Origin of the sequence: Gelidibacter salicanalis (genome assembly GCF_016469035.1) — a bacterium.
Lineage (GTDB): Bacteria > Bacteroidota > Bacteroidia > Flavobacteriales > Flavobacteriaceae > Gelidibacter > Gelidibacter salicanalis_A.
In genome coordinates, this window is record NZ_JAEHJZ010000056.1 from 43,338 (window position 1) to 57,078 (window position 13,741).

Consider the following 13,741-nt stretch of genomic DNA (forward strand, 5'->3'; position numbering starts at 1 on the left):
TTTTATTTTCAATTTGATCATTAAGACGAAAAATTAACTAATTTCGTAACACAATATTGATCTAAAAAACACTTTGAAAAAGCACAATAGCTCACCTAAAAACTTCCTGTTCATTTCCCGTTGGGGAGAAATTCTTGACATTGCCTACGCTACACAAAACGAAGGCCACGATGTCAAATTATATATAGAGGATAAACCCTCTCGTGAAATCGGAACTGGCTTTGTAAAGAAAGTCAGAGACTGGAAAAAACATATTGATTGGGCTGATATTCTGATTTTTGATTATACCGGATTTGGAAAGGAATGCACAGAGTTAAGAGCGGCCGGAAAAATTGTTTTCGGTGGAAGTGAGTATACTGACCTTCTCGAATTGGATCGCAATTTTGGTCAAAAAGAACTTCAAAAGCACAAAATTAAAACCTTACCTTTTAAAGAGTTTGTAAGTTTTCAGGATGCCATTGCTTATGTAGAGAAACATCCTGATGCCTATGTTATTAAACCGTCCGGCGAAACGCAGGAATTAAAGCAACTCCTATTTGTAGGTAGCGATGACGAAGGCTTAGATGTGATTCGCGTCTTAAAGGCCTATGATAAATCTTGGGGAGACGACTTTGGAAATTTTCAATTGCAGAAAAAAGTGAAAGGGGTCGAAATTTCTGTCGCCGCCTTTTTTAATGGAAAGGAATTTATAAAACCTATCAATATCACTTTTGAGCATAAAAAACTATTTCCTAAAGAATTGGGAGTTTCTACTGGAGAGATGGGTTCAAGTATGTTTTGGGTCAACCACTCTCCTATTTTTGATGCCACTTTGCTGAAATTTGAATCGTCTTTGGTTAAACAAAAATTCATTGGTCATATTGATATCAACTGCATTGTTAATGGCAACGGGATTTATCCTTTAGAGTTTACGTCGCGCTTTGGTTACCCTCAAATATTCATCCAACGTGCAGGCATTAATGAACCTATTGGAGAACTGCTTTACAAAGTTGCTTCAGGTCAAAATTTCAGGATTGCAACAAAAAAGGGCTTCCAAGTAGGCGCATTTATGGTGGTACCACCTTTTCCTTATGACGACAAAAAAACTTTCGAGTTGTTCTCAAAGGATGCGGTGGTCGTATTTAGAAAGGATTTAAAGGAAGGGATCCACCCGATGCATCTAAAAAAGGTAAATGAAGAATGGCTGATTACCGGAAATACCGGCATTGCACTGTTGGTAACCGGAACCGGAATCACGATGAAAGATGCTCAAAAAATGATGAACAATCGCATCAGCAATGTCATTGTCAATAATGGTTATTACAGGACTGACATTGGCGACCGATGGTTGGAAGATTCAGATCGATTATGGTCCTGGGGACTTTTATAGCCCTAAATCCGCCACAAAATTTCTAAATTTATACAGCATATATTAAACGCTTAAAAATATAATCATGGAATCCCTTACCTTTAGACAATTAACTACAGCACCACAGCAATTCTTTGATATGTTGCCCTCAGAATGGCAAAAAGAAATTGTACCATTTTGGACCGACTACGAATCTGTGGCTAAAATTTATATTATAGAAGAAGATGATATCATCATTGGCGGTGGCATCATGTTTTCTGCCTGCCCACCTAATTTTACCTATTTTGAGGATGAAGCCAATTATTGGTTCAGTAAAGGTTATTTATACCTGGGCTTTATTTGGATTGCAAAACACAAACGGAGCAACAACTTAGGTTCGTACTGGCTTACGCAATTGAAGAAAGCCGAAGCACATGAGAAATATTTCCTCTTGACGGAAGAAAATCGTTTGCATCAATTTTACGTCAAAAACGGATTTACCCGAATCAAATCTTTAAAGAATGAAGACCATTTTGAATGGTTATACCTATCAGAAAATCAATCATAAAAACCTCCTATTTGTTTGCTTAAGCATTACATAACAATAGCAAAACGGTACCATTCACATAAAAAAATCTCCTTTAAAAAATTAGCTAATACAGTATAACATAGGTATTTTTGCATAAAATTTAAGTCGCTATGTTTACATTATTAAAGAGCTTCAAAATTGTTGCCATTTTAGAGGGTATTTCCTATTTGGTCTTATTTGGCAACATGTTATTGGTCAAACCTTTCAATCCTGAAATTTACAAAACCTTACTCTATCCTATCGGGATGGCGCATGGGCTGTTATTTATTGCCTATGTTATTTTGGCGCTTTTAGTGGGCTCCAAATTAAAATGGTCTTTTAAAACTTTGGGAATTGTTCTTTTAGCATCGTTAATTCCTTTTGCGACGTTCTATATTGAACGCAAATATTTAAATCAGACCGCATAATGCCTGAGTACAGCCATATTTTTTGCGATTATTTTTTTGATCTTGGATTCACTGATGAATGGGCGACAATCTTTAACATGCTCACACTGCTTTTAATATTGTTTGTGATCATCTTTGTTTCAGACTTACTGACGCGAAAAATATTGGTCCAGGCGTTTAATAGATTTGCCCAGCGTTCTACTACGCAATTTGATGATTTTTTAGTGAGTCATAAAGCACCCCGAAACATTGCACATTTGGTACCCTTATTTATTACCATCAAATTGTTTCCCATTGTATTTTATGACTTCCCTCAATTTCAGTCGTTTATTCTCATTCTACTAAAGGTTTATGGAATTCTACTCACCATTTGGATTGTTAGAAGTGTTCTCAGAAGTTTAGAATCTTTTTTCAAAACCTTACCCCGTTTAAGAGATAAACCCATTGATAGTTATATTCAGGTGGTCATGCTTTTTGTATGGGTTATTGGGATTGCATCTTGTTTTGCTGCCATCATCAATTTATCTTTCTTAAAATTCTTTACCACTCTAGGTGCCGCATCTGCAGTGCTTCTTTTGATTTTTAAAGATACCATCTTAGGATTTGTGGCGAGCATTCAGGTGGCCATCAATGACACCTTAAGAATTGGCGATTGGATTACGATGGATAAGTACGGCGCTGATGGTGATGTTATTGAGATCAACCTCTCAACGGTACAAGTTCAAAACTTTGACATGACCATCACCAATATTCCAACCTATGCGATTATTTCGGAATCGTTTAAGAACTGGCGCGGCATGCAGTCATCCGGTGGACGACGCATTAAACGGTCTATTTTAATCAAATCAAAAAGCATCCATTACCTTACAGACCCTGAAATTGAAGACCTTAAAAAGATAGAACTCATCACGGCCTATCTCACGACCAAACAAAAGGAACTAATAGACTACAATACGTCTAATAAGGTTAACAAGGACACTTTAATCAACGGCCGTAACCTTACCAATTTGGGCGTGTTCAGGAAATATGTTCAAACCTATATTGAACGTCATTCTGGCATTAATAAAGACATGACCATAATGGTACGCCAATTGGAACCAACCTCTCAAGGAATCCCTTTGGAAATCTATGCCTTTAGCAGCGATAAACGTTGGGTGAATTATGAGTATATCATGTCTGATATTTTCGATCATGTGCTTTCAGCCATTACCTATTTCGATCTAGAACTTTTCGAATTGACGCCAACTATTTTCAATGTCAACAAAGAATAGGGCATAAAAAAAACAGCCTTATTTCAAATTCTCGAAATAAGGCTGCTTTACTACTAAAAAAAATCTATTTTTTTTAATTACCAGCTTTTTCCATTGCTTCTTTTTTCATGTCATCATTAGCAATAATTGCTAACTCCACACGTCTGTTTTTTGCTCTGCCATCTGAGGTAGAGTTATCATATTTTGGCTGATTAGGACCATACCAATTGGTTGTAAAACGCCCAGTTGAAATGCCTTGTCCTGATAAGAAAGACGTTACTGATTGCGCACGTTGCTTAGATAGCGTCATATTAAAATCGTCCGGACCCGTACTATCAGTATGACCTTCTACCAAAATATTTGTATCTGGATATTCCTTAAAGACGGCAGCCAATTTTTTCAAGGTTGCAGATGATGCGCTATTGATGTTATGTTTATTGGTGTCAAAATAAACACCGCTACTTTCATCAAATACAACATTGATACCTTCACCAACACGTTCTACTTGAGCTCCTGGGATTTCTTGTTCAATGCGTTCAGCTTGTCTATCCATTTTGTCACCAATATAATTTCCGGCAACACCACCTACAACAGCACCAATAATAGCACCTAAGGCTGAATTGTTTTTACTGCCCACATTATTTCCAATGACGCCTCCAATAACAGCACCACCACCGGCTCCAATTACGGTTCCTTTTTGCTTGTTATTTGCATTTCTAGTGGCATCGCAGCTCACTACTAAGGCACTTACCATAAATAATAGTGCAATTGTTTTAAAAGTATTTTTCATGTTCAAAAGTTTATAAAGTTGTTCTTGTAAAATTTAAATTGATTTTAAAGGGTTTTCCTTCAAATTGAATAGTTTGTGTTACCTGCATACTGTTATCATCTAAGTATTTAAGATTCATTCTATAGCCGGTATCCTCTTGCAAATCCTTTTTCTTGGCATCGGTAAATTTCATTGTAAAATCAAAGTTACCTGTGTTTTTGCCAATTTCATTCGCAGCCCATCTAAAGTTTCTAACACCAGTGGAACAGTCGGCATCTATTATAGTATAGGTTCCGGTACTGTTATTGGATCTAAAAAACCACTGGCTATCCTTAAAGCAGGATGCCGTTGCGTCATTGAATAAAACGGTATTGAAAACTCCCTGAGTGTCGTAGGTTACAGAATTCAGTACCCAATTGCCATCAACGGTTTTTCTAGCTGATTTTTCAACTTTTGATAAAGAGCACGACACAAACAGCGTCGACATAAGAAGTATTATTCCTAATTTTTTCATTTTGATAAGTGTTATATTGGTTTGTAATAAATATACGAATATTACTACACATTGGTTGTTAAGGATTTCCCTATTTGTTAAGAAATATAACTTTCCGACTATTTTAAGCGGTCTTTAACAAACTCAATTTTGGTTTTTCCATGAGCAGTAGGCTTGCCATCCTTACCTAGGTTTACCATAATAATATTGTCTACAGTCAGAATGGTTTCTCTAGTCATTTTATTTCGTGCTTCACATTTGAGGGTCACTGAAGTACCTCCAAATTTAACAACATCCATCCCTATTTCAATAATATCTCCTTGTTTAGCGGAGCTCATAAAATTGATTTCCGAAATATATTTTGTTACAATCTTTGAATTTTCCAGTTGAATAGCAGTGTAGAGCGCCGCTTCTTCATCAATCCAAGCCAGTAATTGCCCTCCAAAAAGTGTTCCATTAGGATTAAGGTCTTCTGGTTTTACCCATTTACGCGTGTGAAATCTCATTGTGATTTGTGGTTTTTAAGTTTAGTGTTAGAATAATTCAGGGCTGTTATCATTGGGAATCTTTAAAGCTGTGCCCAATTCAGCATTCAATTGTTTAATAAAGTAAGCCGAAAGTAAAGGTGATTCCTTTTCGATATTTTGGTGCACAAAAAAATCTATTTCTTGTATGCCTTGTTGCTGCCACTCTTTGAGTCGTGATACCCATTGATCCAGTCTGTTGTAATCGCTCTCATGGTTTGCGCCAACATATCTAATAAACGCCGTCCCGTTGGTTAAACGCATGTGCATCAAATCACGCCGCCCGGCAGTATCTACAATAACGTTGGCCACATTGTAGGTTTCAAACAAATCATATAAACGGTCAGCTACGGCAACATCATTGTACCAATCTGTATGTCTAAATTCAATAGCTAAAGGAATTTCTGATGGCCATGCTTTTACAAAAGCTTCTACCTTATCAAAATCTTTGGGCGCAAAATTAGTGTGCATCTGGAGAAATACAGTACCCAATTTTTCTTTCAGATTATTAGCGCTATAAAGAAAATCGTCCACCACTTTTTCTACTCCATTTAAGCGTTTCCAATGACTAATCTCTTGATAGAGCTTCGGAAAAAATTTAAAGCCGTCAGGTGTTTTCTCATACCAAGTAGAAAAGGTTTCTGGTGAAAATATGCGGTAGAATGTGGCGTTAAGTTCTATAGAATTGAACTGTGTTGCATAATAGGTCAATTCATCTTTGGTGCCCTTTGGATAAAAACCTTTTAAATCGGCCTTATTCCACTTGGCACAACCCACATAGATCTCTGGTGGATTTTTGCTTTTAAAGGCATTCAAAACACCAGCCGTATCTCTATGATCCGGTGGCAATGTAAAGTCAATATCTTGAGGGTTGTCAACGCTTCCAAATTTCATATCAACACATTTAAGGTATGTGCCAAAGATACTTCAATCTTGGCAAACAATATTTAAAAAAGCTCACAAACCCTTTAAAACCTCTAAAATAATGCTGTTGTTAATAAACCGGTTAACAACATCTCTGGTCCTTGATCTCTAAGAAAATCATTATGCATAATTTTATAAAAACCTAAAGTCATGACTACTAGAACCGAAGATTTCATTCAGATTAGACCCGTCATTTCCAGTGCTTTAATTTACGACACCATGAGTCCCGGAGAACGCTTTCAAAACGCCACTTTGAGACCGTTGCTAAAGCTTCAAAACGATCTTATTGTGGCGGTGTTTAAAAATTATATTGCCAAGCACAAAAATGTGTTTTATGACCTATCTTTGCCGAAACAATTGGGCTATATTGAAAATGTCCTCCACAAGGATATGAAGTTCAGAAATTCTATTAAAGGAATGATCATTGGTCATTTTACTATGGAAGAATATGAAGTTTATATCGAAAATCCATCAGCCCTAAATAAGCGTATGATGACTCTTGCAAAGGAGCGTTTAATCAGTCATATCCAACTATTTAAGCCAGAGAAGGCAACTGTTATATGAAACTAAAAAGTGATGTTCTGCAAGCTTGTTATGACTATGCCAACAAGCGGATTGCCAATTATAAAAATGAAATCGAAACCATCAAGGACGCTATTGAAAGCAATGACAAAGGAAGTGGCGATGATGACGATTCAGGAAACGGAAAGCTTTTTAACGATTTGGAGAAAAATTCGATCCATTTAATTGATGCCCAGAAAATGTTGGACAGTTTAAAAGCCATTAGCCCAAAGATGGTTTACGATACTGTTACCCTGGGAAGTTTGGTCAAAACAACAACCAATACTTTTTTTATCTCCATTAGTGCGGGAAAAATTGATCTCGATGACTTCAGTGTTTTTGCAATTTCACTTGGCTCTCCAATTGGCATGCTGCTCAACAACAAAACCGCAGGAGACCTTATTGAATTTAATGGCAACACCTTTACCATTATTGAAGTTATATAAGCAATTCCCCATTACTGTTTGTATTTAACACATCAGTCATATAATCAAAATAAGGCCTGATGGTTTGAAATGCCCCATTAACATCGTTTAAAAAATTAGTGGACAGCACTTCTGCGTCTGTATATTTTTTGGTAAAAATGAATTGTTTTTTGCGAATCAAATCAATGGCCTTGTGTTCTTTATCGAAACCTTTTGGAGCAGTTTTAAGCTCATCACCTGCCAAATTACCCCAAATATCTTTAATTTTTTTATTTTCAATAATGGCACGAATGTCTTCATCGTCCATTTCAAACTCCTTTCTGATTCGTAATAAATCTTCTTTTGAAGGATCCCAAAAACCTACGGCAATAAAACTCTCATTGTTGGGTTGGATATGGAGGTAATACCCGCCGCGTAAGTCTGGTTTTTTTCTGTGAAACGATCCGCTAAAATGAGTTTTATAAGGGGCTTTGTTTTTGGAAAACCGGACATCTCTATAAATTCTGAATATTTTAACCCGATCCACATCATCATGCATTTTAAGGGCTTCAAACAACGTATGGAAGTTGTGTTTTGCGGCTATTTGCAATTTTGTGAATGCTGCCTTATGCTCATTAAACCAATCTCTATCATTGTTCTCCTGTAACAGTTTCAAAAACTCCAATAAATCTTTAGAGAATGTGGAAGCTTTAGTCATAATTTATAGCTTATTAATTTCTTTTACTCGTTGGTGGATTCTTCCTCGCTTTTATCAGGGTTTTTGTTCACCGTCAATTGATTGTTAAACTGCAGCGTTCTAATAGGGAATGGTATATTGATGCCTTCAGCATCAAACGCTTTTTTAATGGCGATTATCGCTTTATTGGTGGCATTGAGTTTATGGACATTTTTGGTGCCTTCAATCCAGAAACGACATTTAAAGTTGATAGAACTGTCTCCAAATTCGGTGAAAAAGAATTCAACAGGTTTCATGTCGTCAATTTTTTTAAACGTCTGTTCTAGCGTTCTCTTGGTTAGTGTTTCTACAAATTCCAGATCCGATTCATAACCTACCCCACAAGACACATCCACTCTAATATATGGCGTCAATGAATAGTTTTTCATTGGTGTTTCCAAGATGGTCTTATTAGGGATAAAGACCAGATTATTGTCTGATTCCTTCAGTGTGAAATTTTTAAGATTTATATCGACAATTTCCCCAGCAAAATCATTGGTTTCTACCCAATTTCCTATTTGAATTTTTTCTCTAAAAGAAATGACAATTCCTGAAATGGTATTTGAAAGCGTGCCTTGTAACGCCAAACCAATTACCAGTCCTAATACACCAGCACCTGTAATTAACGAGGTCAAGGTTTGTGAGAGGTTTAAAATTCCGAGTGCTAAAAACAAACCAATAAACACCACTAATATCGCCGTTAACCTGGAGATGACATTGCTGACCGATTTTTGTCTGACCCGACTCCCAATTATCCTTAGCATAAGTTTACTGACATATTTCGCCATAAAATATGCAATGACCATAACTAAAATGGCCAAGGCGAGGTTTGGTAAGCTTTCTACAATGGCATTCATCCAACCCAAAAGTTTTTCAACCAGCTTGGCAAAGGATTTGTTTAATTCGTCTTTCATATAAAAATTTTAAAATGTACAGTCTTTTTTATAGTTGCGGTGCACTACTGCCTTGATGATTTTGATTAGGGAACATAAGACAAAAAAACTCTTTAAAGAGCCTATAAAGTTACAATAACCATCAACCAATCTGCTAAGAATATCATAATTTCTATGATAAAATAGCACAATTCATCTTCTTTAATTGTAAAGAAAACTCATGAATTTATGAGGTTCAAAGCGTTTATGAAACGTCTTCCTATAACACTTTAAAATATCCCATAAAAGAAATTTCAGGAAGGACTAACACCGTTTGTAATAAGAGACTTAAACATTCTCATAGCCATTTTTTCCTTCTAAAAAAGAGTAGCATCATGAAGAATATAAAAAGCATAAGACCCCATAATATAAAGTAACCATACTTATGGTGCAATTCTGGCATATGATCAAAATTCATCCCATAAATTCCCGCTATGAAGGTCAACGGAATAAAGATGGTTGCAATAATAGTCAGCACTTTCATGACTTCGTTCATTTTATTGCTGATAATGGTCATATACATATCCAACAAACTCCACACCATCTCACGATACACTTCAATACTTTCATTGACATGAACGATATGATCATACAAATCTCTTAAAAAATTTCTGGTCTTATCATCAATAATTGGGTGTTCAATTTTCTCCAATCTATTAATCACCTCCCGCAAAGGAAATACGGACCGTCTGATCTTAAGTACTTCACGTTTTAGTGTCTGAATGGTATTTGCCGTTTGATCATTTTCTGTTTCAGAATCGAAAATACGATTTTCAATGTCCTCAATTTTATCTCCAAAAGCTTCTATGACGGTCAAGTAATTATCAACCACTGCATCCATAATGGCATACATTAAATAGTCAGAGCCCATACTGCGTCCTCGACCTTTACCTGCTGAGATGCGCTCTCTCAAATCATCAAAAACATCGCCATCAGCTTCCTGAAACGTCAGCACATAATCTTCTCCCACCACCATACTGACCTGCTCATACACCAGCTCATCTTCATTTTTAAAATAAAGCATTTTCATAACCAAAAACAAATAATGGTCAAACTCATCCATTTTGGGTCTGTGGTTCGTGTTTAGGATATCTTCTAAAGTAAGAGGATGCAAGCCATAATGGTTGCCCAATTTTTCTATTTCTGAAGTGTTGTTAAGTCCGTTTACATTAATCCAAGTTACTTTATCATTTCCCTTTAAATGGAACGCGTCTTCTACTTTTTGGGTTTCAATTTTATGGTAGTATTCTTTACTGTAATTAATAATCTCTACAACCGTTACGGCAGACTGTTTCTTGCCTCGATATTGTATCGTGCCCGGTGAGCGATTAATGGTTTTATAGGATTTTTTCTTCTTTTTAGATTTCATATTTTTTCTGAATTCTTATCAACATCAATGGCTTAAAAGTAAAAATTTTTTTCGTATAGTATGGCTCTATTAATGAATATAAAATTACTATCAAGAATAGTGTCTCTACCTCAAAAAAGAGTCTATTTTTGAAAAGTTCAATTAAGGTTTGCTTTTTGACATAATTTTGTTTAATATGCGAGTTAATACATCAAATAATTAAATTCATGGGAAGACCACCTACAAGACCGATCAAATTTAGAGACGGTTTTTATATAGAAATCAGAAATAAAGGTAAAAATACAGGAATTAAAATCCATAGAGATACCAAGGAACACATGCTTCGTACGATCAAAGAGTATGAATTGACAAAAGAAGTGTACATCTTAGGGGAATCTAAAAACGGAAAATGGGTTAACAAAACGCCCGTTCTACATGTGGTAGATGACAACTAAATTGTCCCACAGACAGTTTCTCCAACAAAGACTTACTGTACATTAATAAAAAATTCATAAATTGTTGTGTTTTTAACTACCAAAAACCTACAATTTATGAATTTTACTTCTTTAAATAGGCCTCCAGTTTACTTTTGGATCGTTAGCATTATTGCTTTTATATGGAATGCTATTGGCGTGTATAATTATATTGCCCTCGCGTTTATGACTGACGATCATCTCGGAGAACTCTCAAAAACCGAACAACATTTACCCGCCTGGTATCTATCAGTCTTTGCCATAGCTGTTTTTGCCGGATTGTTTGGCTCTATGTTTTTGCTGATCCGCAAACGCTGGGCTTATGTTTTATTTATCGTTTCTTTTTTAGCGGTTGGCTTCCAACAATTTTATATCCTGACTGAAGTGAATCCTCGCGATATCTTTTTAAGCCTAACGATTTTGGTGATTTCAGTATTTCTAATTTGGTTTTCAAAACGTGCTGTGGCGAGAAAGTGGTTGAAATAACTAATCAGTTATAGAAATAGAAGATTTATTCAAATTCTACAGCATTCAATATCAAACCCGATGCAGGTGCTATATAATCCATTGTCACGCTACTTTTGAACTTTAAACTATCGGCAATTTCTGATAAGGAAATTTCATGTTGACCAAGTTTCACGAGCGTCCCCATCATGGTTCTTATTTGGTTGTATCCAAAACCTTCACCTTTTACTCTAAGTAGAAAGGATTCTTTAGGGAAAAAGCTCGCCGTAATCGTGGTGTTTGGAATGAGTTGGCAAGATACAACCTCTCTTACATACAGCCCATTTTCCGAAACTTTAGAACAGTAACCTTTAAAATTATGTATGCCTTCAAAAAGCTTTGCACCCTGTATCATGATCTCAATATCAAGAACGTCTCTAAACGTGGTCATAATTGCCGCGCAGAACGGATGCGCTTTCTGCCCATGAGCAAACACATAGACGTATTCTTTTAGTTTTGCGTTTTGGATGACGTTAAAGTCTTTATCTACTGCTTTCATAGATAAGGCCCTTATATCTTGAGGCAAATAATAATTGAAGCACTCTATAAAAATATCAAAATTTAAAATGGGCTCTTCTACAAACAATTCGAATGCCGTTTCATTGGCTGATACCATGGCGTCTGTTCTACCAACTGCTAAGGATTTGAATTTTTTTTCGCCACCAAAGACGTAATTCAATGTTTTATCAATCATCAAATGCACCGTTTTCAGCTGGGGCTGTTTTTGCCAACCATGGTAACGAAATCCCAAATACTGAATCTTGATCAGATAGAAATAGTTCATTTATTTTTTCTCACGGTTTTTAAGCACCCGCTCAATATCTTCCAATTTAAAACCTTTTGCTTGGAGTAACATGAGGTAATGAAATAATAAATCTGCGCTTTCATTTAGAAATAGCCCATCATTCTCATCCTTCGCTTCTATAACCACTTCTACCGCCTCCTCACCTACTTTCTGGGCTAATTTATTGATGCCTTTGGCAAAAAGTGATGCTACATAGGAATCTTCAGGTTTTGAGTTGGTGCGACGGTCTTCAATAGTCTGCTCCAATTGGGAAAGGAATCCGAAATTGGAGGTATTTTCTTCATTCCAACAGGTATCAGAACCTTTATGGCAGGTTGGACCTTCTGGATGTGCTTGAATTAATAGCGTGTCATTGTCACAATCAACTTTAATGTCCACCAAATTCAACACATTGCCGCTTTCTTCCCCCTTAGTCCACAAACGTTGTTTGCTTCTGCTGTAAAAGGTTACCCTTTTGGCATCTTGGGTTAGTCTGAACGCTTCTTCATTCATATACCCTAACATCAATACGTTTTTTGTGGTGGCATCCTGTATGATGGCAGGAATCAAGCCCTCTGAATTATATTTTAAATTCATTTTTATATAGTTTATTACAACACACTGCTATAAGAGTTGTCTTAAAGTGTAAGTTCATTCAATTTGAGCGGTCAAAGAAAAATAGGTACTGTGTTTTGCTGGTTTAATCTACAATCGTACTTCAATATTATGTTTCTTTAACGCTTCTTTTAAATCTTTGATTTCAATTTCACCAAAATGAAAAACACTGGCTGCAAGCGCTGCATCAGATTTACCATTTTGGAAAGTATCCACAAAATGCTGAATGGTTCCTGCTCCACCAGACGCAATGATTGGAATATTTAATTCTGTAGACAATCTCGCCAACGCATTATTTGCAAATCCGTCTTTAGTGCCATCATGATCCATGGAAGTAAATAATATCTCACCTGCACCTCGCCTTTCAACTTCTTTGGCCCAATCAAAAAGTTCCAATTCTGTAGGAATGCTTCCACCCGCCAAATGGACGATCCACTGTCCGTCGATTTGTTTCGCATCAATGGCAACCACTATGCACTGACTCCCAAATTTATCCGTCAATTCATTAATAAGTTCAGGGCGTTTGATAGCTGAGGAATTGATCGAAACTTTATCAGCACCTGATTTCAAAAGTAAATCAACATCTTCAAGGGATGAAATTCCACCACCAACGGTAAATGGAATATTCACTTGTTCTGCGACTTTTAAAACCATCTCCAAGGTGGTCTTACGTCCTTCCAAAGTGGCTGAAATATCTAGAAACACCAATTCGTCCGCACCTTTTTCTGCATATTGTTTTGCCAACACTACGGGGTCTCCCGCATCAATAAGGTTCACAAAGTTAACCCCTTTTACGGTACGTCCATTTTTTATATCTAAACACGGAATGATTCGTTTTGTAAGCATGTTTTGGTTTATTACGACAATTGGTTATTTTATATTTCTAAACATCAGTGTCCGGTAAAATAGGTGAAAAGTTTGCAAATCCCCTTAAAGCATGATCTGCTTCAAGAACTTAAAAATACACCTTGTTTTTGAAACCAATTTCACTTAAAGTGATCGGGCAAATTTAATTTAGAATAACGACTGTTTATCAATCAGTTACAATCAAGTCTTTGTTCTTTTCCCGATAGTTATCGGGACTATAAGCGCAGCGCCTGCCTGCCGGCGAGGCAGGATCTT

Annotated in this window: 18 protein-coding genes; 8 read left to right on the forward strand and 10 right to left on the reverse strand. The window is 36.3% G+C overall.

Features of this window, described 5'->3' with window-relative positions; translation table 11 throughout:
* Positions 1-73: 73 nt before the first annotated feature.
* From JEM65_RS19680 to JEM65_RS19695, 4 genes are all read left to right on the forward strand, one after another.
* Positions 74-1,369, forward strand: coding sequence for a phosphoribosylamine--glycine ligase (locus JEM65_RS19680; protein ID WP_199603239.1), 1,296 nt, complete (start codon positions 74-76; stop codon positions 1,367-1,369).
* Positions 1,370-1,433: 64 nt separating this feature from the next.
* Positions 1,434-1,895, forward strand: coding sequence for a GNAT family N-acetyltransferase (locus JEM65_RS19685; RefSeq protein WP_199603241.1), 462 nt, complete (start codon positions 1,434-1,436; stop codon positions 1,893-1,895).
* 131 nt (positions 1,896-2,026) lie between these two features.
* Positions 2,027-2,323: a DUF3817 domain-containing protein gene (locus tag JEM65_RS19690; protein ID WP_199603243.1), complete on the forward strand. Its 297-nt coding sequence runs from the start codon at positions 2,027-2,029 to the stop codon at positions 2,321-2,323.
* A complete protein-coding gene (locus JEM65_RS19695) occupies positions 2,323-3,573 on the forward strand; it encodes a mechanosensitive ion channel domain-containing protein (protein ID WP_199603245.1) in 1,251 nt (416 codons plus the stop codon). The genes JEM65_RS19690 and JEM65_RS19695 overlap by 1 nt, the downstream gene beginning before the upstream one ends.
* 73 nt (positions 3,574-3,646) lie before the next feature.
* On the opposite strand, the gene JEM65_RS19700 is transcribed toward JEM65_RS19695, so the two are convergent.
* From JEM65_RS19700 to JEM65_RS19715, 4 genes are all read right to left on the reverse strand, one after another.
* The gene (locus tag JEM65_RS19700; RefSeq protein WP_199603247.1) at positions 3,647-4,342 is read right to left on the reverse strand and encodes an OmpA family protein; all 696 of its coding nucleotides are present in this window, start codon (positions 4,340-4,342) and stop codon (positions 3,647-3,649) included.
* Between the two features lie 10 nt (positions 4,343-4,352).
* Positions 4,353-4,835: a lipocalin family protein gene (locus tag JEM65_RS19705; RefSeq protein WP_199603249.1), complete on the reverse strand. Its 483-nt coding sequence runs from the start codon at positions 4,833-4,835 to the stop codon at positions 4,353-4,355.
* Between the two features lie 98 nt (positions 4,836-4,933).
* Positions 4,934-5,320 (reverse strand): acyl-CoA thioesterase, encoded by a 387-nt coding sequence (locus JEM65_RS19710; RefSeq protein ID WP_199603251.1) that lies wholly within the window; start codon positions 5,318-5,320, stop codon positions 4,934-4,936.
* Between the two features lie 27 nt (positions 5,321-5,347).
* Complete coding sequence (locus tag JEM65_RS19715) at positions 5,348-6,232, reverse strand: DUF72 domain-containing protein (RefSeq protein ID WP_199603258.1); 885 nt, start codon at positions 6,230-6,232, stop codon at positions 5,348-5,350.
* A 180-nt stretch (positions 6,233-6,412) separates the two neighbouring features.
* Between JEM65_RS19715 and JEM65_RS19720 the strand changes: the two genes are divergently transcribed.
* Together JEM65_RS19720 and JEM65_RS19725 are read left to right on the forward strand one after the other, a co-directional pair.
* Complete coding sequence (locus JEM65_RS19720) at positions 6,413-6,826, forward strand: glyoxalase (RefSeq protein ID WP_199603260.1); 414 nt, start codon at positions 6,413-6,415, stop codon at positions 6,824-6,826.
* Complete coding sequence (locus tag JEM65_RS19725) at positions 6,823-7,269, forward strand: transcription elongation factor (RefSeq protein WP_199603262.1); 447 nt, start codon at positions 6,823-6,825, stop codon at positions 7,267-7,269. The genes JEM65_RS19720 and JEM65_RS19725 overlap by 4 nt, the downstream gene beginning before the upstream one ends.
* Here JEM65_RS19725 and JEM65_RS19730 read toward each other — a convergent pair.
* The 3 genes from JEM65_RS19730 to corA all read right to left on the reverse strand — a co-directional run bounded on the left by JEM65_RS19730 (position 7,262) and on the right by corA (position 10,264).
* Entirely contained in the window at positions 7,262-7,945 is a 684-nt protein-coding gene (locus tag JEM65_RS19730; RefSeq protein ID WP_199603264.1) for a DUF2461 domain-containing protein, read from the reverse strand. The two genes, JEM65_RS19725 and JEM65_RS19730, sit on opposite strands and share 8 nt — an antisense overlap.
* Positions 7,946-7,968: 23 nt before the next feature.
* Positions 7,969-8,877, reverse strand: coding sequence for a mechanosensitive ion channel family protein (locus JEM65_RS19735; protein WP_199603266.1), 909 nt, complete (start codon positions 8,875-8,877; stop codon positions 7,969-7,971).
* A 316-nt stretch (positions 8,878-9,193) separates the two neighbouring features.
* Positions 9,194-10,264: a magnesium/cobalt transporter CorA gene (gene corA, locus JEM65_RS19740; RefSeq protein WP_199603268.1), complete on the reverse strand. Its 1,071-nt coding sequence runs from the start codon at positions 10,262-10,264 to the stop codon at positions 9,194-9,196.
* A 206-nt stretch (positions 10,265-10,470) separates the two neighbouring features.
* On the opposite strand from corA, the gene JEM65_RS19745 reads away from it, so the two are divergent.
* On the forward strand, positions 10,471-10,698 hold the full coding sequence (locus JEM65_RS19745) for a hypothetical protein (RefSeq protein ID WP_199603270.1): 228 nt from the start codon (positions 10,471-10,473) through the stop codon (positions 10,696-10,698).
* 96 nt (positions 10,699-10,794) lie between these two features.
* Positions 10,795-11,202 (forward strand): hypothetical protein, encoded by a 408-nt coding sequence (locus tag JEM65_RS19750; RefSeq protein WP_199603271.1) that lies wholly within the window; start codon positions 10,795-10,797, stop codon positions 11,200-11,202.
* Between the two features lie 25 nt (positions 11,203-11,227).
* Here the strand turns inward: JEM65_RS19750 and JEM65_RS19755 are convergent, their stop codons facing one another.
* The 3 genes from JEM65_RS19755 to hisF all read right to left on the reverse strand — a co-directional run bounded on the left by JEM65_RS19755 (position 11,228) and on the right by hisF (position 13,465).
* Positions 11,228-12,004 (reverse strand): tRNA pseudouridine(38-40) synthase TruA, encoded by a 777-nt coding sequence (locus tag JEM65_RS19755; protein ID WP_199603272.1) that lies wholly within the window; start codon positions 12,002-12,004, stop codon positions 11,228-11,230.
* Complete coding sequence (gene hisIE, locus JEM65_RS19760; RefSeq protein ID WP_199603273.1) at positions 12,005-12,601, reverse strand: bifunctional phosphoribosyl-AMP cyclohydrolase/phosphoribosyl-ATP diphosphatase HisIE; 597 nt, start codon at positions 12,599-12,601, stop codon at positions 12,005-12,007.
* Positions 12,602-12,709: 108 nt separating this feature from the next.
* Positions 12,710-13,465, reverse strand: a complete 756-nt coding sequence (hisF, locus tag JEM65_RS19765; protein ID WP_199603274.1) for an imidazole glycerol phosphate synthase subunit HisF — start codon at positions 13,463-13,465, stop codon at positions 12,710-12,712.
* Between the last annotated feature and the right edge of the window lie 276 nt (positions 13,466-13,741).